Source organism: Streptomyces sp. NPDC047042 (assembly GCF_040644035.1).
GTDB lineage: Bacteria > Actinomycetota > Actinomycetes > Streptomycetales > Streptomycetaceae > Streptomyces.
The window spans coordinates 14329-32851 of the sequence record NZ_JBEYVP010000048.1; the positions used below are offsets into that span (position 1 = coordinate 14329).

The 18523-nt window shown below is 69.7% G+C and carries 15 protein-coding genes; 7 read left to right on the forward strand and 8 right to left on the reverse strand.

What is annotated here, in order from left to right; all coding sequences use genetic code 11:
- Positions 1 to 8 precede the first annotated feature (8 nt).
- The 8 genes from ABZ855_RS40250 to rhaI all read right to left on the reverse strand — a co-directional run bounded on the left by ABZ855_RS40250 (position 9) and on the right by rhaI (position 10489).
- Complete coding sequence (locus ABZ855_RS40250) at positions 9 to 1388, reverse strand: VWA domain-containing protein (protein ID WP_360816178.1); 1380 nt, start codon at positions 1386 to 1388, stop codon at positions 9 to 11.
- 343 nt (positions 1389 to 1731) lie between these two features.
- Positions 1732 to 2589, reverse strand: a complete 858-nt coding sequence (locus tag ABZ855_RS40255) for a MoxR family ATPase (protein ID WP_360816180.1) — start codon at positions 2587 to 2589, stop codon at positions 1732 to 1734.
- An 81-nt stretch (positions 2590 to 2670) separates the two neighbouring features.
- Positions 2671 to 3315 carry a lactate utilization protein C gene (locus ABZ855_RS40260; protein WP_360816183.1) on the reverse strand — a complete coding sequence of 215 codons (645 nt, stop codon included), beginning with the start codon at positions 3313 to 3315 and terminating at the stop codon, positions 2671 to 2673.
- The gene (locus tag ABZ855_RS40265) at positions 3312 to 4790 is read right to left on the reverse strand and encodes a LutB/LldF family L-lactate oxidation iron-sulfur protein (RefSeq protein ID WP_360816186.1); all 1479 of its coding nucleotides are present in this window, start codon (positions 4788 to 4790) and stop codon (positions 3312 to 3314) included. Before ABZ855_RS40265 ends, ABZ855_RS40260 begins: the two co-directional genes overlap by 4 nt.
- Complete coding sequence (locus ABZ855_RS40270) at positions 4787 to 5542, reverse strand: (Fe-S)-binding protein (protein WP_360816189.1); 756 nt, start codon at positions 5540 to 5542, stop codon at positions 4787 to 4789. Before ABZ855_RS40270 ends, ABZ855_RS40265 begins: the two co-directional genes overlap by 4 nt.
- Before the next feature lie 152 nt (positions 5543 to 5694).
- Positions 5695 to 7158: a rhamnulokinase family protein gene (locus ABZ855_RS40275; protein WP_360816192.1), complete on the reverse strand. Its 1464-nt coding sequence runs from the start codon at positions 7156 to 7158 to the stop codon at positions 5695 to 5697.
- Complete coding sequence (locus ABZ855_RS40280; RefSeq protein ID WP_360816195.1) at positions 7155 to 9194, reverse strand: bifunctional aldolase/short-chain dehydrogenase; 2040 nt, start codon at positions 9192 to 9194, stop codon at positions 7155 to 7157. Before ABZ855_RS40280 ends, ABZ855_RS40275 begins: the two co-directional genes overlap by 4 nt.
- A 134-nt stretch (positions 9195 to 9328) precedes the next feature.
- On the reverse strand, positions 9329 to 10489 hold the full coding sequence (gene rhaI, locus ABZ855_RS40285) for an L-rhamnose isomerase (RefSeq protein ID WP_360816198.1): 1161 nt from the start codon (positions 10487 to 10489) through the stop codon (positions 9329 to 9331).
- A gap of 288 nt (positions 10490 to 10777) precedes the next feature.
- Here rhaI and ABZ855_RS40290 point away from each other — a divergent pair, with 288 nt between their 5' ends.
- From ABZ855_RS40290 to ABZ855_RS40320, 7 genes are all read left to right on the forward strand, one after another.
- Positions 10778 to 12295, forward strand: coding sequence for a sugar ABC transporter ATP-binding protein (locus tag ABZ855_RS40290; RefSeq protein WP_360816201.1), 1518 nt, complete (start codon positions 10778 to 10780; stop codon positions 12293 to 12295).
- Positions 12292 to 13332 (forward strand): ABC transporter permease, encoded by a 1041-nt coding sequence (locus tag ABZ855_RS40295; protein ID WP_360816204.1) that lies wholly within the window; start codon positions 12292 to 12294, stop codon positions 13330 to 13332. The genes ABZ855_RS40290 and ABZ855_RS40295 overlap by 4 nt, the downstream gene beginning before the upstream one ends.
- The gene (locus ABZ855_RS40300; RefSeq protein ID WP_360816207.1) at positions 13325 to 14320 is read left to right on the forward strand and encodes an ABC transporter permease; all 996 of its coding nucleotides are present in this window, start codon (positions 13325 to 13327) and stop codon (positions 14318 to 14320) included. The genes ABZ855_RS40295 and ABZ855_RS40300 overlap by 8 nt, the downstream gene beginning before the upstream one ends.
- Before the next feature lie 101 nt (positions 14321 to 14421).
- On the forward strand, positions 14422 to 15504 hold the full coding sequence (gene rhaS, locus ABZ855_RS40305) for a rhamnose ABC transporter substrate-binding protein (RefSeq protein ID WP_319211538.1): 1083 nt from the start codon (positions 14422 to 14424) through the stop codon (positions 15502 to 15504).
- Positions 15505 to 15536: 32 nt separating this feature from the next.
- Positions 15537 to 15857, forward strand: coding sequence for an L-rhamnose mutarotase (locus tag ABZ855_RS40310; RefSeq protein WP_360816211.1), 321 nt, complete (start codon positions 15537 to 15539; stop codon positions 15855 to 15857).
- A 57-nt stretch (positions 15858 to 15914) separates the two neighbouring features.
- Positions 15915 to 17339, forward strand: a complete 1425-nt coding sequence (locus ABZ855_RS40315) for a BNR repeat-containing protein (RefSeq protein ID WP_360816213.1) — start codon at positions 15915 to 15917, stop codon at positions 17337 to 17339.
- A gap of 91 nt (positions 17340 to 17430) precedes the next feature.
- A complete protein-coding gene (locus tag ABZ855_RS40320; protein WP_319211532.1) occupies positions 17431 to 18462 on the forward strand; it encodes a LacI family DNA-binding transcriptional regulator in 1032 nt (343 codons plus the stop codon).
- The last annotated feature ends 61 nt before the right edge of the window (positions 18463 to 18523 follow it).

The window sequence follows — 18523 nt, forward strand, 5'->3', positions numbered from 1 at the left end:
CCCCCGGCTCACACCGGGAGCAACCGGGTGATCAGCGCGCCGAGTTGGCGTGCGTTGCGACATTCACGCATCTCCACCAGCTCGGCGTACTCGGGCGCCGCGGAATCGCCCGTGCCCCACTGGGACCGGCCCTCGGGGTTCAACCAGTAGACCCGGCGGGCCCGTTCGGCCAGCTGCCGTACGGCGGGCAGGTTCGGGTCGCTCATGTTCGTACGGGCGTCACCGAGCACGAACACGGTCGTGCGCGGGCCGACCGCGTCTGCGTACCGCCCCGTGAACTCGCCCAGGGCGACGCCGTAGTCACTGCTGCCGTGCCAGCCCGTCAGCGTCGCCTCCGCGCGAATGCGGGCGCTCAGCCCGTCGGTGTCGGCGGCGCCGTGCACGAGCAGGCCGGTCACCTCGTCGACCCGGTTGACGAAGGCGAACACCCGGACCTTGCTGAACTGGTCGTGCAGCGCCTGCACCAGCAGCATCGTGAAGTCGGAGAACCCGGCCACCGAGCCCGACACATCGCACAGCAGCACCAGTTCGGGCCGGGCGGGCCGACGCCGACGCAGCACGGGCCGCATCGGCACCCCGCCCGTCGACAGCGAGGCGCGCACTGTGCGCCGCAGATCGATCGAGCCGCGCGCGGCCTTGCGGCGGCGCGCCGCCAGCCGAGTGGCCAGCTTGCGGGCGAGCGGCTGAACCGCCCTGCGCAGCTCGGCCAGTTGGGCCCGACCGGCGACCAGGAAGTCGACCCGGTCCGCGGTCGGCGCGACCGCCCGCCTGGCGATCTCGTCCCGGCCACGCCGCTCGGCGACCCGGCGCCGTGCCTCCGCGCCCACCAGCCGCCTGAACTCCTCGATCCGCCGCCGGATCTCGTCGTCGAGCAGCCGGTCGGCGAACCCCGGATCCTCCGTCCCCTCACGCAGGTTCGTCCGCACCCGGGCCAGCAGCGTCTGCGGCCGGATCCGGTCCAGCGTCTGGTACGACGACCAGCCGTCCGACCCCGGGGAGGAGCCGTAGCCGCCGAAACCGTCGACCGCCTCGGCGGCCAGCCGGGCAAGCAGCGCCTGGTCGTTGGCGGTCAGCGCGGCGGCGAGCCGGTCGCGCAGTTCGTCCCGCTCCGCGGGCCCGGTGCCGGGCGCACCGACACCCCGGGGAAAGTACAGGTCGAAGACCGGGTCGAACACCGGTCGCTGGCCCGTGCCGTGCAGCAGGGTCGCGGCCAGCCCTTCGCGCAGCAACTCCCGGTCCGCAAAGCCGAGTTCGGCAACCGCCTGGGCCGCGTCCACGGTCTCCCCGGTACCGATCCGCAGACCGTGCGAACGCAGCGCCCCGACCAGCCCCGTCAGCCGTTCCGCGACATCGGCACCGGAACCGGCGTGTGCCGAGGGCGCGTTCAACGGGTTCCTCCGAGGATGCTCCAGCCTTCAGGCCGGGGTGGGGGCACCTCCCGCTTGCGGGGGAGAACCGGACTCCTGTGGAGCAGGGCCGGGAGCGGGATGTCGCCTCCAGGGCGAAACACCGTCCACCGGATCGGGTAGGCTGCACGCCGTGCGTTGCGAGAACCAAGCGCGTACGACGCCGTGCTGATCGAGAGCCAAGACAGCACATGCACCTCCAAGCTTTGCCGTATCAAACCGGGCTGGTTTCAACCCGGCTGGTGTTGATCGTGGAAGACGTGTTGGGTCGCTGATCCGCAGGCAGCGTGAGCCAGGAATCCCCCTACTTCGGCTGGGGGAGGATTCAAATCGCGTCCAGGTCCAACTTGGTGCTCGCCTTGAGGATGTCCTCCTGGTGCTTGAGGAGGACACCCAGGCTGTCCCGTACGACCGTCTCGTCCAGCGTGTCCGCCCCCAGCGTCAGCAGGGTGCGTGCCCAGTCGATGGTCTCGGACACCGACGGCACCTTGCGCAGGTCCATCGCGCGCAGCGCGCCCACCACCCGGACCACCGACTCGGCCAGCGCCGCGTCCAGCTCCGGCACCTTCAGCCGTACGATGCTGCGCTCCAACTCGGCGTCGGGGAAGCCGATATGGAGGAAGAGGCAGCGGCGGCGCAGGGCCTCGGACAGTTCGCGACTCGCGTTGGAGGTGAGGACGACGAAGGGGCGGCGGGTCGCGGTGATCGTGCCCAGCTCGGGGACGGTGACCTGGAAGTCGGAGAGAACCTCGAGGAGCAGGCCCTCCACCTCGACGTCCGCCTTGTCGGTCTCGTCGATCAGCAGCACCTTGGGGTCGTCCCCGCGAATCGCGGTCAGCAGGGGGCGGGGGAGCAGGAACTCCTCGCTGAAGATGTCCGAGCGCGTCGCGTCCCAGGTCTCGTCCCGGCCCGCGCTGATCCGCAGAAGCTGCTTGGCGTGGTTCCACTCGTACAGCGCCCTGGACTCGTCGACGCCCTCGTAGCACTGGAGACGGATCAGCTCGGCGCCGGCGATCTCGGCGACGGCCTTGGCCAGCTCGGTCTTGCCGACGCCGGCCGGGCCCTCCACCAGGAGCGGCTTGCCGAGCCGGTCGGCCAGGAAGACCGTGGTGGCGACGGCCGGGGAGGCCAGATACCCGGTCTCCGCGAGGCGGGCGGAGACGTCGGCGACGGATGTGAACAACGGGGCCTCCAGCGCCGGTGTGAACAGGATCGGAGCTACTATCTAAGCGCTTGTTCACCGATCCTGTCACGCACGAATTGGTCACCCGGCCACCAGGACAACCTCCAGCGTGCGCGGACCGTGCACCCCCTCGACCCGGTCGAGTTCGATGTCGCTCGTCGCGGACGGACCGGAGATCCAGGTCAACGGCCTTGTCGGGTCGAGGCGTTCGAGGGCCTGCGGCACGGAGGACACGACCTGCTCGGGGACCCGGACCACGCAGATGTGGTGGTCGGGGACCAGCGTGATCCGACGGCGCCCCTGATCCGGGCCACCGTCGAGGACGATGGTGCCGGTCTCGGCGATGGCGAGGGCGCAGCCGGTGACCACGCTCTCGACCTTGTCCAGGTCGTGGGCCGTACTCACCACCCGATCGTGAATGCGGGTGGGATCGGCGGCCGACATCCACTCGGGCGGCAGGCCCGGGGGGACGAGCACGTACTGGGGCCCGCGTTGGGCGAGCAGCCGCATGATCAGATACGGCAGCTCCTCAGGATCTGTGCGATGCACGATCGCCCGGTAGTCCGCCAGGTTCTCGGCGAGAAGCTCGACGGTCTCCTCCACGCTGCGGTTTCCGTGCTCGCGCAGGTAGTCGCGGTCGACGGCCTGCTCGTACGGGGTGTCGTCGCGGGGCACGTCCGCGAGTGCGCGGCGCACCCGGCCCAGGATCAGATCGCGGCTGTTCACTTGCTGGTGTCCTTTCCGCCGTTCGTACGCTGCCACCAGTCACGGAACGGCTCGGCCGGTACGGCCGGCAGATCGCGGGTGGCGCTCCAGGCCTTGCCGGGGCCGGGCAGCGTACGAGGGTGCAGTCGCCGGGTGCGGGAGGCGAGGCGCTGGCCGGTGCGCAGGGCGCCTGGGTGGCTGAAGGCCCAGCGGGCGGCGCGCATCGCGGCCCGCTCGGCGGCGTGGCCCTTCGCGGGCTTCAGGACGACCTTGTTGCCCTCCCGGGTGGCCGGCCCGCCCTCGACGACGCGCTCGCGCAGATGCACCAGCACCTCGGGGATGTCGATGGCGACCGGGCAGACCTCGTAGCAGGCCCCGCACAGCGAGGAGGCGTACGGGAGCGACGCGTCGATCTCGCTCTGGGTGCCCCGGAGTTGGGGGCTGAGGATGGCGCCGATGGGGCCGGGATACACCGAGCCGTAGGCGTGGCCGCCGGCCCGCTCGTACACCGGGCAGACGTTCAGACAGGCCGAGCAGCGGATGCAGCGCAGGGCCTGGCGGCCGACCTCGTCGGCCAGGGTGTCGGTGCGGCCGTTGTCGATGAGGACCAGGTGGAAGGTCTGTGGGCCGTCGCCGTCCGTCGTACCCGTCCAGGTCGACGTGTACGGGTTCATGCGCTCGGCGGTCGAGGAGCGGGGGAGGGTCTGGAGGAAGACCTCCAGGTCCTGCCAGGTCGGCACGATCTTCTCGATGCCGACGACCGAGATCAGCGTCTCGGGCAGGGTCAGGCACATCCGTCCGTTGCCCTCGGACTCGACCACGACCAGGGTTCCGGTCTCGGCGACCATGAAGTTGGCGCCGGAGACGCCCACCTTGGCGCGCAGGAACTTCTCCCGGAGGTGCAGCCGCGCCGCCTCGGCGAGTTCGGCGGGCGTGTCGGTGAGGCCCTCGGGGGCCGGGCGGCCCCACTCGCTCATCTCGCGGGCGAAGATGTCCCGGATCTCACCCCGGTTGCGGTGGATCGCCGGGACGAGGATGTGCGAGGGCCGGTCCTTGCCCAACTGCACGATCAGCTCGGCGAGATCGGTCTCGTAGGCCGCGATGCCCTCGGCCTCCAGGGCCTCGTTCAGCCCGATCTCCTGCGTGGCCATCGACTTGACCTTGACGACCTCCGACTCGCCGGTCATCCGCACCAGGTCGATGACGATCCGGTTGGCCTCGTCCGCGTCGGCGGCCCAGTGCACCACACCGCCCGCCGCCGTGACCGACTCCTCCAACTGGACGAGATAGCGGTCGAGATGACGCAGCGTGTGATCCTTGATCCGCTTGCCCGCCTCCCGCAGCTCGGCCCAGTCGGACATCTCCGCGACGGCTTTCGCCCGCTTCCCGCGGATGGTGTGGGTGGCGTGGCGCAGGTTCCCGCGCAACGTCTGGTTGCCGACCGCCTCGTGGGCGGCCTTGGGGAAGGCCGGCATGCCGACGAACGTCCCGCTCATGCCAGGGGCTCCTCTTCCGTGCTCGCCAGGATCTCCGCGATGTGTACCGGCCGCATGCCGACGCTGAGCCGGGTCATGGTGCCGCCGATGTGCATGAGACACGAGTTGTCGGCGGCGCACAGCACCTCCGCGCCCGTCGACTCGGCGTTGCGCACCTTGTCGGCGCCCATCGCCGCCGAGACATCGGAGTTCTTCAGCGCGAACGTGCCGCCGAAACCGCAGCACTCGTCGGCGCCGGGCAGCTCGCGCAGCTCCAGCCCCTTCACGGCCTGGAGCAGCCTGAGCGGCCGGTCGGCCAGCCCCAGGCCGCGCAGCCCGTGGCAGGTCGGGTGGTAGGTGACGGCGTGCGGGTAGAACGCGCCCACGTCCGTCACCCCCAGCACGTCCACCAGGAACTCCGTCAGCTCGTACGTCTTCGGGACCACCGGCGCCAGGGCGACCGCGAGACCGTCCCCGCGCCCCTCGGCCCGCGCCCGCTCACCCATCCGCGGATACAGCTCCCGCACCATCGCGCCGCACGACCCGGAGGGCGTGACGATCGCGTCGTACCCACCGAATACATCGGAGAAATGCCGGGCCAGCGGCTCGGCCTCATGCCGGTACCCGGTGTTGTAGTGCGCCTGCCCGCAGCAGGTCTGCGCCATCGGGAAGTCAACCTCGACACCCAGCCTGGTCAGCAGTTTCACTACAGCGCGGCCCGTTTCCGGATACAGCGTGTCGTTGACACAGGTAAGGAACAGGGCGACACGCATCGCGGCTCCTAGCGATCGATCATCGGATGAGTGCACCTTACGCGGCGCTGGCTTGGCTGGAAATACAGTTCGACAGCTGCGGGCCGTCCGCGGCTGGGCGCGCAGTTCCCCGCGCCCCTTCGGGGCGCCTGTGCTGGGGCTGGGATCACGTGTCATCGGCCTGCCAGGCGGGCCTCGGCCGCTTGCCAGGCCGAGGTGGAGCTCTGCGGCTCGTAGCGGGTCAGCGGCTGGGTACGGGCGAGCAGCCGGCGCATGTCCGTACGGTCGCCGACGAGCCCGTGGGCCCTCGCCTGGACGAGGACGTTGCCGAGCGCGGCGGCCTCCGCCGGACCCGCCACCACCGGCAACCCACAGGCGTCGGCGGTGAGCTGGCACAGCAGCGCGTTGCGCGTCCCGCCCCCGACGATGTGCACGGCGTCGACGTCGTGCCCGGCGAGCCACTGGGCGTCCGTCACCGCCCGCCGGTGCGCGAGGGCGAGGGAGTCGAGGATGCACCGGGTGATCTCGCCCGGAGTCCGCGGCACCGGCTGCCCGGAGACCCGGCAGGCCTCGGCGATCCGCTCCGGCATCCGTCCGGGCGCCAGGAACGCCGCGTCGCCCGCGTCCACCACGGACCGCAGTCCGGGCACCTCGGCCGCCGCCCGCAGCAGGTCGCCCAGCTCCGGGTTCCCCCAGGCCCGTACACACTCCTGGAGCAGCCACAGGCCCATGATGTTGCGCAGATAGCGGACCGTGCCGTCGAGCCCCAGCTCGTTGGTGAAGTTGGCGGCCCGGCTCTCCTCGGAGAGCACCGGCGCCTCCAGCTCCAGGCCCGCCAGGGACCAGGTGCCGGTGCAGATGTAGGCGAACCGCTCGTCCACGGCCGGCACGGCCGCCACCGCGGAGGCGGTGTCGTGCGAGCCGACCGTCGTCACCGGCACCGGCCCGGTGAGCCCGGTCTCCTCCAGCACCTCCGCCCGCAGCACGCCTGCCGGGTCCCCGGGCTGCCGAAGCGGCGCGAACAGCCCGAGGTCGATGTCCAGCTTCCGTGCGATGTCATGGGCCCAGTCGCGCGTACGGGGGTCGATCAGCTGGGTGGTGGAGGCGTTGGTCAGCTCGGTGCCGGCCTCGCCCGTCAGCCAGTACGTCAGCAGATCGGGGATGAGCAACAGCCGCTGAGCGGCGGCCAGTTGACTGGTGTCGCGGGCCGCCGTCAGCTGATAGAGGGTGTTGAAGGGCGCGTACTGCAAGCCGGTCGCCGCGTACAGCTCGGCGGCCGGGACGGACGCCCACACCTTCTCCGCGACACCCTCGGTACGGGCGTCGCGGTAGTGCACCGGATTGCCCAGCAGGGCTCCGTCGGCGTCCAGCAGCCCGTAGTCCACGGCCCAGCTGTCGATGCCGACGGAGTCGAGTTGTCCCCCCGAGCGGACGCCCGCCGCCCGGAGCCCATCGAGGACACCCCCGTACAGTGCGAGCACGTCCCAGCGCAGCCCCTCGGGCACCCGCACGGGACGGTTCACGAACCGGTGCGCCTCCGCCAGCTCCAGCGTGTCCCGCCCGACGCGGCCGACCATGACACGTCCGCTGGACGCGCCGAGGTCGACCGCGGCGTACGACTTCACCGTCTCGCTCATCGCAGGAAGGCGGCGGCGACGCCGGCGTCGACCGGGACGTGCAGCCCGGTGGTGTGGGTGAGCTCGCCGCCGGTCAGCGCGAACACGGCGTTGGCGACGTGCTCGGGCAGCACCTCGCGCTTGAGGATGGTCCGCTGCGCGTAGAACTCGCCGAGCTTCTCCTCCTCGATCCCGTACGTCGCCGCACGCTGGGCACCCCAGCCGGCCGCGAAGATCCCGGAGCCGCGCACGACACCGTCGGGGTTGATGCCGTTGACCCGGATGCCGTGCTCGCCCAGCTCGGCGGCGAGCAGCCGCACCTGGTGCGCCTGGTCGGCCTTGGTCGCGGAGTACGCGATGTTGTTCGGCCCCGCGAAGACGGCGTTCTTGGACGCGATGTAGACGATGTCGCCGCCCAGCTCCTGGGCGATCAGCACGCGAGCCGCCTCACGCGAGACGAGGAACGAGCCGCGCGCCATGATGTCGTGCTGCAGGTCCCAGTCGCGCGCCGAGGTCTCCAGCAGCGGCTTGGAGATCGAGATCCCCGCGTTGTTGACGACGAGATCGACCCCGCCGAAGGCCAGCACGGCGTCCTTGAACGCCTCCGCGATCTGCTCCTCGGACGTGACGTCCACGGTCACGGCGACGGCCTTGTCCGGGCCTCCCAGCTCCTCGGCCACCGCCGCCGCGTTCTCCGCGTTGAGGTCGGCGACCACGACACAGGCACCCTCGGCGACCAGCCGCTCGGCGATGGCCTTCCCGATGCCACTGCCCGCCCCGGTCACCAGCGCGACCCGGGTGGCCAGCGCCTTCGGCTTGGGCATCCGCTGGAGCTTCGCCTCCTCCAGGGCCCAGTACTCGATGCGGAACTTCTCCGACTCCTCGATCGGCGCGTACGTCGAGACCGCCTCGGCCCCGCGCATCACGTTGATCGCGTTGACATAGAACTCGCCGGCCACCCGCGCGGTCTGCTTGTCCTTGCCGAAGCTGAACATGCCCACGCCCGGGACCAGCACGATCGCGGGGTCGGCGCCGCGCAGCGCGGGGGAGTCGGGCAGGGCGTTGCGCTCGTAGTAGGCGGCGTACTCCTCGCGGTACTCGGCGTGGAGCTCCTTCAGCCGCGCGATCGCCTCGTCCAGCGGAGCGGAGGCCGGCAGGTCGAGGACGAGCGGCCTGACCTTGGTGCGCAGGAAGTGGTCCGGGCAGGAGGTACCGAGGGCCGCGAGCCGCGGGTGCTCGGCGCGCGACACGAAGTCCAGCACGACCTCGGCGTCCGTGAAGTGCCCGACCTGCGGCTTGTCCCGCGAGGCGATGGCCCGTACGTACGGGGCGAGCGCGGCGGCCCGCTCCCGCCGCTCCTCCGGCGCGAGGGCGGCGTACCCGTCGAGTACCGGGCCGAACGGCTCGGCCTTGCCGCGCTCGGCGAGGAACGTCTCGGCGGTACGGATGATGTGCAGCGAGTTCTTCTCGCACTCCTCGGCGGTGTCGCCCCAGGCGGTGATGCCGTGCCCGCCGAGGACGCAGCCGATCGCCTGCGGGTTGTCGGCCTTCACCGCGGCGATGTCCAGCCCGAGCTGGAACCCGGGCCGCCGCCACGGCACCCACACCACACTGTCCCCGAAACACTCGGCGGTCAGCTTCTCCCCGTCGGCCGCGCAGGCCAGCGCGATCCCGGAGTCGGGGTGGAGGTGATCCACGTGCGCGGCGTCGACGAGCCCGTGCATGGCGGTGTCGATCGACGGCGCCGCCCCGCCCTTGCCGTGCAGGCAGTAGTCGAACGCGGCCACCATCTCGTCCTCGCGCTCCACCCCCGGATACACACCCTTGAGCGCGTGCAACCGGTCCAGCCGCAACACGGCCAGCCCACCCTCGGTAAGGGTCCCCAGATCACCCCCGGACCCCTTGACCCACATCAGCTCCACATCACCACCGGTGACGGGATCGATGTCGGTCCCTTTCGCGGACGTATTACCCCCGGCGTAGTTCGTGTTCCGGGCGTCAGCACCAAGCCGACGAGACCGAGCAATGAGGGCAGCGGCTTCGGGATGGGTTGCCATACGTGATCAATCCTTACGTGACATTTCGAGAAAGGGCGAGGGAGACGCTTTTTAGGGGCGCGGGGAACTGCGCGACAAGCCACGACGAACCGGCAGCCTGCGACTAACCGAACCAGGCAGACGGAACCCAGTACCTAGGCGCCCCAACCAGCCTGCTCCCCACCAACCCGCTCCGCAGCGATCTTCGAACCCCACCCGGACCGGGCGTACGCCGCGATCGGATCCCCGTCCAACCCCAACTCCTCACGAACCTCCACCAGCAACGGCCGCACATCCGTGTTGTACGCGTCCATCAACACCGCGTTGGCAGCAAGAACGTCTCCGGCCCGCTGAGCCGCCCCCAACGCCGACGCGTCAACCAGCAGCGCCTTCGCCGTAGCCTCCTGCACGTTCATGACCGACCGGATGATCGCCGGAATCTTCGCCTCGATGTTGTGGCACTGGTCGAGCATGAACGCCACATCGGGCGAGAACCCCCCACCCCGGATCACCTCGTACATGATCCGGAACAGCTGGAACGGGTCCGCCGAGCCGACCATCAGGTCGTCGTCCGCGTAGAACCGCGAGTTGAAGTCGAACGCGCCGAGCTTCCCCTCCCGCAGCAGCGTGGCGACGATGAACTCGATGTTGGTGCCGGGCGCGTGGTGCCCGGTGTCGACGACGACCTGTGCCTTCGGTCCGAGCTTGAGGCAGTGCGCGTACGCCGTGCCCCAGTCCGGGACGTCGGTCGTGTAGAAGGCCGGCTCGAAGAACTTGTACTCGAGGAGCATCCGCTGGTCGTCGCCGAGCCGCTCGTACACCGCGGCCAGCGCCTCGGCGAGCCGGTCCTGGCGCTCACGGATGTCGTCCTGGCCGGGATAGTTCGTCCCGTCGGCGAACCACAGCTTCAGATCGGCGGACCCCGTCGCGTCCATGATGTCGACGCATTCCAGCAGATGACCGAGCGCCTTGCGCCGAACGGCCGCGTCCGGGTGGCAGATGCTGCCGAGCTTGTAGTCGTCGTCCTGGAAGGTGTTGGAGTTGATCGCGCCCAGCTTGAGGCCACGCTCCTGCGCGTACTTCGACAGCGCGGCGTAGTCCTCGACCTTGTCCCACGGAATGTGCAGAGCCACGGTCGGGGCCACTCCGGTGAAGGCGTGCACCTGTGCGGCGTCGTCCAGCTTCTCGAAGGGGTCGCGGGGAACGCCGGGCTGCGCGAACACCTTGAAACGGGTCCCCGAGTTCCCGTAGGCCCACGAGGGGGTCTCGATGGCCTGGGTCTTGAGAGCGGCCTTCACCGCGCTGAGCTCGGTCACTTCGGGACTCCTGTGACATCGGGTCGGCTCGACTGCTGGGTAACAGCATGCGGAACGACGTTCTGATGAAACGATTCAGAACGGGAAGCTATGAGCCACCCGGAGGGGTGTCAAGTCCTCTGACCGATTCGGCCTACCGTGACTTGCCTGTGACCTTCGATTATCGAAAAAATTTCGATACGGACCCATTGACGTGACATGTCTGCCATGCCTAACGTCCCGGCAACCCAGTTGAAACCTTTCACGACGCCGTGAGGGCCGTGCCACCGGCGTCGTCGAGGAGCCCTCATGACCCACCCGTCCGACCCGGGGCCGGCCCCAGTGCTGGCACTCAAGGACATCTCGAAGTCCTTCGGTGCGGTGCGTGCCCTGCGGGACGTCTCCCTGGAGCTGTTCCCCGGCGAAGTGCACGCACTCGCCGGCGAGAACGGCGCCGGCAAGTCGACCCTCATCAAGACGCTCGCCGGAGTGCACCGACCGGACACCGGCCAGGTGCTGCTCGATGGCGCGCCCGTCGCCTTCCACGGCCCCGGCGACGCCCGCGACGCCGGAATCGCCGTGATCTACCAGGAGCCCACGCTCTTCCCGGACCTGTCGATCGCCGAGAACATCTTCATGGGCCGCCAGCCCCGGCGCGCCCTCGGCCGGATCGACCACAAGGCCACCCACGCGGCGACCGCCGCCCTGATGCAGCGCCTCGGTGTCGAACTCGACCCCGACCGGCCCGCGCGCGGTCTGTCCATCGCCGACCAGCAGATCGTCGAGATCGCCAAGGCGCTCTCCTTCGACGCCCGCGTCCTGATCATGGACGAGCCGACCGCCGCCCTCACCGGCAGCGAGGTCGCCCGCCTCTTCGGCGTCGTGCGCACCCTGCGCGACCAGGGCGCCGCCGTCCTGTTCATCTCGCACCGGCTGGAGGAGATCTTCCAGATCTGCCGGCGGGTGACGACCCTGCGTGACGGCGCCTGGATCGCCAGTGAGCCGATCGACGGCATGACCGAGGACGATCTCGTACGCCGGATGGTCGGCCGCGACCTCGACGAGCTCTACCCGAAGCAGGACGTCGAGGCCGGCGAGGTCGCGCTCAGCGTGCGCCGGCTGACCCGCGAGGGCGTCTTCACCGACGTCTCCTTCGAGGTGCGCCACGGCGAGATCGTCGGCCTCGCCGGACTCGTCGGCGCCGGCCGCACCGAGGTCGCCCGGGCCGTCTTCGGCATCGACCGCTGGGACGCGGGCGAGGTCGAGGTGGACGGCAAGGTCCTGACGAACGGGGCGCCCTCCACGGCCATGGCCGCCGGGCTCGCCCTCGTGCCCGAGGACCGCCGCGCCCAGGGCCTGGTGATGGACATGTCCATCGAGCGGAACATCGGCCTCACCGGCCTGCGTACGACCGTCAGGGCCGGCCTCATGGACCGGGGCGCCGAGCGCAGCCGCTCCCTCGACTGGGCCGTCAAGCTCCAGGTGAAGTACGCCCGCATCGCCGACACCGTCAACACGCTGTCCGGCGGCAACCAGCAGAAGGTCGTCCTCGCCAAGTGGCTCGCCACCGGCCCCCGGGTACTGATCGTCGACGAGCCCACCCGGGGCATCGACGTCGGTACGAAGGCCGAGGTGCACCGCCTGCTCAGCGAGCTGGCCGCCGACGGGGTGGCCGTACTGATGATCTCCTCCGACCTGCCCGAGATCCTCGGCATGGCCGACCGCGTGCTCGTGATGCACGAGGGCCGCCTCGCCGCCGAGATCCCACGCTCCGAAGCAACCGAGGAAACGGTGATGGCCGCAGCCACCGGGAGGGCCGCCGCATGACGGTGACCGCTCCCAACCCCGCCCCCGCAGCCGAGGTGCCCAAGTCCAGCGGCACCCGACTGGTGGACCGCGTGTTCAAGATGCGCGAACTCGCCATCCTCGTCGTCTTCCTGGTGATGATCGCCATCACCCAGGCCGGCAACAGCGAGTTCCTGTCCGAACAGGGCATCAAGGACCTGCTGCTGAACGCCACGATCCTGGTCCTGGTCGCCACCGGCCAGTCCCTCGTGGTCATCACCCGCAACGTGGACCTGTCGGTCGGCTCCACCCTCGGCATCAGCGCCTTCGCCGCCGGCGTCTACCTCCAGGACGGCGGAAACCCCGTCGTGGCCGTCGCCCTGGCCATCCTCCTCGGCATCGGCTTCGGACTCCTCAACGGGCTGCTCGTCAGCTTCGGCCAGGTGCCCGCCCTCGTCGTCACCCTCGGCACGCTCTACATCATCCGCGGCATCGACTCCATCTGGGTCGGCTCCCGGCAGATCACGGCGGCCGACCTCCCGGACGGCTTCGTCGACTTCGGCTCCGGCGGTATCTCGGCGGTCCCCTACCTCGCGCTGATCGCGCTCGCCGTACTCGTCGCCACCGCCTACTACCTCAGGCAGTTCGGCAGCGGCCGTGAGCTGTACGCCCTCGGCTCCAACCCCGAGGCCGCCCGGCTCGCCGGCATCCCCGTGCGCAAGCGGATCCTCCTCGCGTACACCTTCTGCGGCGCCCTCGCCGGACTCGCCGGCGCGCTCTACCTCGCACGCTTCGGCAACGTCGACTCCAGCACCGGCAACGGCTACGAACTCACCGTCGTCAGCGCGGTCGTCGTCGGCGGTGTGGTCTTCACCGGCGGCTCCGGCAGCGTCTACGGTGCCGCGCTCGGCGCGCTGCTGCTGACCTCCATCAACAGCGTGCTGCCCGCCCTCGGCGTCAGCTCGGTGTGGGTCATGGCCATCAACGGCATCCTGCTCATCCTCGCCATCGCGGTCGACCGGGTCGTCGCCCTGCGCGTGGCGTCCGCCCTGAAGAAGAGGAACGCCCGCCATGGCTGACTCACCGCTCGCGCGTGCCATCCGCGGGTCCTCCCTGAAGAGGTGGGACTCCGCCGTCGGCGCCCTCCTGGTCGTCGTCCTCCTGCTGTCCTTCGGGTTCGTGGACGGGTTCGGCAACGGGCTCAACCTGTCCTTCCTGATCGGCAACACCCTGCCGATCGCACTCGTCGCGCTGCCCATGACCCTGCTCGTCGTCTCCGGCGAGATCGACCTCTCGGTCGCCTCCACCGCCGGCCTGTCCGGCGCGGTGATGGGCGCCCTGTGGAACCAGGGCCTGACCATCGAGACGATCATCCCGATCTGTCTGGTCCTGGGCGCCGTCTGCGGGCTGGTCAACGGGCTGCTCGTCACCCGGCTCGGGCTGCCCTCCCTCGCCGTCACCATCGGCACCATGGCCGCCTACCGGGGCATCGCACAGATCGTGCTCGGCTCCGACGCGGTCACCGACTTCCCCACCCAGTACCTGGACTTCGCGGCCGGACGTATCGGGGACACCTTCATCCCGTACGCTCTGTTCCCCTTCCTGGTGCTGCTCGCGATCGCCGTGGTCGCACTGCACGCCACCCCGTTCGGCCGCTCGCTCTTCGCGATCGGCGCGAGCGAGGAGGCCGCCCGCTTCGCGGGTATCCGGGTCAAGCGGCAGAAGCTGATCCTGTTCACGGTGACCGGCCTCACGGCCTCGCTCACCGGGATCTTCTGGGCGCTGCACTACGCCAGCGCGCGCTATGACAACGCGACCGGGCTCGAACTCTCCGTCATCGCCGCGGTGTTGCTGGGCGGCATCGACTTCGACGGCGGCAAGGGCACGTTGGGCGGCGCGATCGCCGGGGTGTTTCTGCTCGGGGCGCTGCAGAACGTGATGAGTCTTCAGGATGTCTCGGCTCAGTCGCAGATTGTTGTGACCGGCGTTCTGTTGGTGCTGTCTGTGCTGGGGCCTCGGGTGGCTCGGCAGGTCGCACTTGCCCGGGCGTCACAAAGGCTGACGTAGCAGGCCGTTCGAATTCTGCGGGCCCGCTGTGGCTGGTCGCGCAGTTCCCCGCGCCCCTAAAGACGGGCGCTTCTCCTCACCCTCTGTTTAAAGGAACCCTCATGCGTAAGTCATCCGTTCGTCGTGCCTCTGCGGCTCTTGCCGCTGCCACCTCTCTCGCCGTGGCGCTCACCGCCTGTGGCGGGACCACCAAGAACGACGTCAAGGACGAGGGTGCCTCGGCGGCCGCGACCGGCAAGGCCGACCCGAACGCGGCCACCAAGAAGGGGCTGACCGTCGGCTTCCTGCCGAAGCAGGTCAACAACCCGTACTTCACCTCCGCCGACAAGGGCGGCGAGGCCGCGCTGAAGACCCTGGGCTCCAGCTACAAGGAGGTCGGCCCCAGCAGCGCCACCGACACCTCCGGGCAGGTGTCGTACGTCAACACCCTCACCCAGCAGCAGGTCGACGCGATGGCCGTGTCCGCGCAGGACCCGGGCGCTCTGTGCACCGCGCTCAAGCAGGCCATGAAGAACGACATCAAGGTCGTCACGTACGACTCGGACACCAAGACCGACTGCCGCAACGCCTTCGTCTCGCAGGCCAGCGCCGAGGACCTGGGCCGTACCGAGGTGCAGCTGCTCGCCGAGCAGATCGGCTACAAGGGTGAGATCGCGATCCTGTCCGCCGCGCAGACCGCGACGAACCAGAACACCTGGATCGACTTCATGAAGGACGAGCTGAAGGACCCGAAGTACAAGGACGTCAAGCTCGTCAAGGTCGCGTACGGCAACGACGACGCCCAGCAGTCCTTCCAGCAGACCCAGGGCCTCCTCCAGGAGTACCCGAACCTGAAGGGGATCATCTCCCCGACCACCGTCGGCATCAAGGCCGCAGCCCAGTACCTGTCCGGCTCGAAGTACAAGGGCAAGGTCAAGCTGACCGGCCTCGGCACCCCCAACGACATGCGCAAGTACGTCAAGAACGGCACCGTCGAGGGCTTCGAGCTGTGGGACCCGGCGAAGCTCGGCTCGCTGGCCGCGTACACCGCCGTCGCGCTGGCCTCGGGCCAGATCACCGGCAAGGAGGGCGAGACCTTCAAGGCCGGCGACATGGGTGAGTACACGATCGGCAAGGACGGCGTGATCAGCCTCGGCAAGCCGACCGTGTTCACCAAGGACAACATCGACCAGTTCAACTTCTGACAGTTCAACTTCTGATTGGCCGGGGGCTGTTGATGCAACGCGTGTGCTTTCTGCTGAAGGTCAGGGCGGACCGCCTCGACGAGTACCGCGAGCGGCACGCCGCCGTGTGGCCCGAGATGCTCGAAGCGCTCTCGGCCACCGGCTGGCACAACTACTCGCTCTTCCTGCGGGAGGACGGCCTGCTGGTCGGCTACCTGGAGACCGAGGACTTCGCCGCCGCCCAGGCCGGCATGGAAGCAGCGGAGGTCAACGCCCGCTGGCAGGCGGAGATGGCGCCGTTCTTCGAATCGCTGGACGGCGCCCGTCCCGACGAGGCCATGAAACCCCTCACCGAGGTGTTCCACCTCGCCTGATCACCCCGACCCACCCCCGCTCCCCGCATCATTTCGCAAGACAACGGAGTCCCCGAGATGAACAGACGTACATTGCTCGGTGCCGTCCTCGCCGGCGCCGTGGTGACCCCCGCCTTCGCCGCCGGCAGTGCCCGAGCCGCCGACCCCGGCCCCTCGGTCACCCAGACCGGCATCACCACGCTCGACTCACAGGCCGTCTTCTTCGTCTCCTACGACGGCCTGGTCAACAACAACTCGTTCCAGAAGAACGGCCTGCTGACCTACAAGGGCTACCAGTACGCCGTCTGGTACACCGCCGACAAGAACGCCGTCGTGGGCCGACGTGTCCTCGGCGGCACCACCTGGTCGACGGTCCAGGTCGGGCACACCCTCAAGGTCAACGACTCGCACAACGTCATCTCCATGGGCGTGTCCAAGATCGACGGCCGGCTCCACCTCAACATGGACTCGCACAGCGACGGCTTCACCTACGTCAAGTCGGTGGCCGGCCTCATGGACAACCCGGCCGGCCTCAGCTGGACCGCCGCCCGCTTCGGCGCACCCCAGTCGACGCTCGACGGACTCGCGCTCACCTCGCAGTTCACGTACCCGCAGTTCATCTCGCTGCCCGACGGCAAGCTCCAGCTCAGCTACCGCGCCGGGATCTCCGGCAACGGCCGCAACGCCATCGCCGAGTACGACGGCACGTCCTGGACCAACCTCGGCGAGTGGTCCAGCTCCACCGGCACGTACACCAGCGAGCACGGCTCGTCGACGGCCCGCAACATGTACCTGCACGGCATCGACTACGACAAGAACGGCCGACTGCACTCGTTCTTCACCTGGCGCGAGCAGAACGCCGCCGTCATGTGCAACAGCGGCGGCATCACCAACCACGACACCGGCTACGTCTACTCCGACGACCGGGGCCGCACCTGGCGCAACAACGCGGGCGCCGTCGTGGGCACGACAGGGGGCTCCGACAAGGTCGCGGTCACCGACAGCGGCCTGGTGGTCGACCCGCTGAACCCGGACCACTCCCTGATGAACCAGGAGAGCCAGTTCACCGACTCGGCCGGGCTGCCGCACGCCATCATCAGTTACGTCCCCGGCCGCTTCGGCCAGTGCACCACCAACTACGTCGCCAACCGCACCGCCAACGGCCGCGCCTTCCACCTGCGCAAGAACTCCGCCGGAAGCTGGCAGAAGACCGAGATCCCGGTCCCGTTGAACTCCAGCCAGCGCACCAAGCTGGTCCTCGACAAGTACGACAACGCCTACGCGATCTTCCCCTTCGGTCGCATAGCCGGCGCCTCCAAGGCCTCCGGCTACACCGACTGGACCGTGCTGTACGACGGCAGCGGACTGAACGCCTTCGGCGAGGTCGTGATCGACGAGTCGCGGATAGCCCAGGACAACGTCCTGTCCGTCCTCTACCAGGAGAAGTCGAGCGGTACGACCCCCTCGGCGCTCCATGTCGTCGACTTCCGGCTTCCCGCATGACCGGAATGATCAGCGGATTAGTCAAGGCCGGGCAGGCAGCTAATGTAAGTGCCTGCCCGCCACCGTTCGTTTCCCTGGAGGTCCCCGCCTGATGGCCCAGCCGGTGGGTATCAAGGATGTAGCCCGCGCCGCCGGAGTCTCGGTGGGCACGGTCTCGAACGTCATCAACCGCCCGGACTCGGTCGCCACCGAGACCCGCGCCCGTGTGCTGTCCGCGATCGACCGCCTCGGCTACGTCCGCAGCGAGTCGGCCCGACAACTGCGCGCCGGGCGCAGCCGCATCATGGGGCTGCTCGTCCTCGACATGGGCAACCCCTTCTTCGTGGACGTGGCACGCGGTGCCGAGCGGGCCGCGCGCGACGCCGGGCTCGGTGTGATGGTCTGCAACAGCGCGCAGAGCGCCGGCGAGGAGGCCGACTACCTGTCGCTCTTCGCCGAGCAGCGGGTGCGCGGAGTGCTGCTCACCCCGGCCGACGCGACGGGCCGCAACATCGACGCGTTCCGCCGCCACGGCATCCCGTTCGTCCTCGTCGACCGGGTCGCCGAGGGCACCACCGAGTGCTCGGTGTCCGTGGACGACGTCGCGGGCGGCGCACTGGCCGTACGTCATCTGGTCGACGCAGGCCACCGCTCCATCGCGTACGTCAGCGGGCCGCCCGGCTTCAACCAGGTGCGCGACCGCCGTACGGGCGCCATGAACGCGCTCGCCGAGGCCGGCCTCAGCCCCACGGCGCTGCGCGAGCTGCCCACCGAGCGCCTCGACGTGGCCGCGGGCCGGGACGCGGGCGCCCGTCTCCTGGGCCTCGCGGACCGGCCGACCGCCGTGTTCTGCGCCAACGACCTGCTCGCCCTCGGCGTCCTGCAGGCCATGTACGCGGCCGGGGTCGGCGTCCCCGACGACCTCGCGATCGTCGGCTACGACGACATCGAGTTCGCGGCGGCGGCCGCCGTCCCGCTCACCTCCGTACGCCAGCCCGCCGTGACCATGGGCGCGCTGGCCGCGGAACTCCTCCTCGAGGAGACCGAGACGGAGGCGGAATCAGGCGCGCGGCGCCACTCCCACCGCCGGGTCGTGCTCCAGCCGGAGCTGGTGGTCCGGCGCTCCAGTCTCGCGGCCCGCTGAACCGGGGTTCAGTACCAAATCCGTGGGTCCTCATGATCCCGGGGCTCGGCAGCGCCCCGGC

Bases quoted from the DNA above. Each gene is read 5' to 3' on its own strand.
- ABZ855_RS40290 (WP_360816201.1), top strand. From the start codon at position 10,778: ATGACCCACCCGTCCGACCCGGGGCCGGCCCCAGTGCTGGCACTCAAG.
- ABZ855_RS40315 (WP_360816213.1), top strand. From the start codon at position 15,915: ATGAACAGACGTACATTGCTCGGTGCCGTCCTCGCCGGCGCCGTGGTG.
- ABZ855_RS40270 (WP_360816189.1), bottom strand. From the start codon at position 5,542: ATGCGTGTCGCCCTGTTCCTTACCTGTGTCAACGACACGCTGTATCCG.
- ABZ855_RS40280 (WP_360816195.1), bottom strand. From the start codon at position 9,194: ATGGCAACCCATCCCGAAGCCGCTGCCCTCATTGCTCGGTCTCGTCGG.
- ABZ855_RS40320 (WP_319211532.1), top strand. From the start codon at position 17,431: ATGGCCCAGCCGGTGGGTATCAAGGATGTAGCCCGCGCCGCCGGAGTC.
- ABZ855_RS40295 (WP_360816204.1), top strand. From the start codon at position 12,292: ATGACGGTGACCGCTCCCAACCCCGCCCCCGCAGCCGAGGTGCCCAAG.
- ABZ855_RS40265 (WP_360816186.1), bottom strand. From the start codon at position 4,790: ATGAGCGGGACGTTCGTCGGCATGCCGGCCTTCCCCAAGGCCGCCCAC.
- ABZ855_RS40275 (WP_360816192.1), bottom strand. From the start codon at position 7,158: ATGAGCGAGACGGTGAAGTCGTACGCCGCGGTCGACCTCGGCGCGTCC.
- rhaS (WP_319211538.1), top strand. From the start codon at position 14,422: ATGCGTAAGTCATCCGTTCGTCGTGCCTCTGCGGCTCTTGCCGCTGCC.
- ABZ855_RS40300 (WP_360816207.1), top strand. From the start codon at position 13,325: ATGGCTGACTCACCGCTCGCGCGTGCCATCCGCGGGTCCTCCCTGAAG.
- ABZ855_RS40310 (WP_360816211.1), top strand. From the start codon at position 15,537: ATGCAACGCGTGTGCTTTCTGCTGAAGGTCAGGGCGGACCGCCTCGAC.